The organism is Psychrobacter sp. 1U2 (assembly GCF_051847575.1).
Map to the genome: position 1 here is coordinate 1 of NZ_JBPYDC010001383.1, position 612 is coordinate 612.

At 40.7% G+C, this 612-nt stretch carries 1 protein-coding gene and 1 pseudogene; one reads left to right on the top strand and one right to left on the bottom strand.

Annotated features, from left to right (window positions below; translation table 11 throughout):
• Positions 1-238: S4 domain-containing protein (locus tag ACS8FD_RS22215; protein ID WP_439277458.1), on the bottom strand; the 238-nt coding region annotated here is incomplete at its 3' end.
• Between the two features lie 223 nt (positions 239-461).
• On the opposite strand from ACS8FD_RS22215, the pseudogene ACS8FD_RS22220 reads away from it, so the two are divergent.
• A pseudogene (locus ACS8FD_RS22220) lies at positions 462-612 on the top strand (IMPACT family protein); the annotation flags it as partial.

The window sequence follows — 612 nt, forward strand, 5'->3', positions numbered from 1 at the left end:
CTTTAGCCTTTAACGTACATTCAAAGCCTTCTGGCTTATGCAATAGAATATAACGATTGCCTGTCGCCACTGACAGTGGTTCGCCTACCCACATGACATCATCGTTAATGATATCGACATGTACACCAGGATCTTTGATAACTTCGTCGTTGACGGTGACTTCGCCTGCGTGCAGAATTTTTTTGGATTCTTTGCGCGACAGTTCCGTGGCTTTACTAATAAATTTATCTAAACGCATACTATTTGCTACCATTAGTTTTGTTATAGTGAGGCAAGTTTAACATATCCCATCTAAACCTAGGTGTATCATCAAAACAATATAGACGCTAAAAACAAAACTGCGATATGGGCTAACGTGCTACTGAAAATATTTTTTCTTGCGTGCTGTGCCTACGCAGACAGAGGCTACGCAAAATTTATTTTTAGTGGCACTATGTCTAATTTCAGATTGGATTAATTATATGAGTTATCACACCCTGCAAAAAGCCATCACTGCTCGTCTTGAAATCAAGAAATCTGAATTCATTACTTACGCTTATCCGGTCACCACGCGAGAACAAGCCATGTTTCACGTGGAACAGCTGCGCGAACAATATCCTGATGCGCGGCATT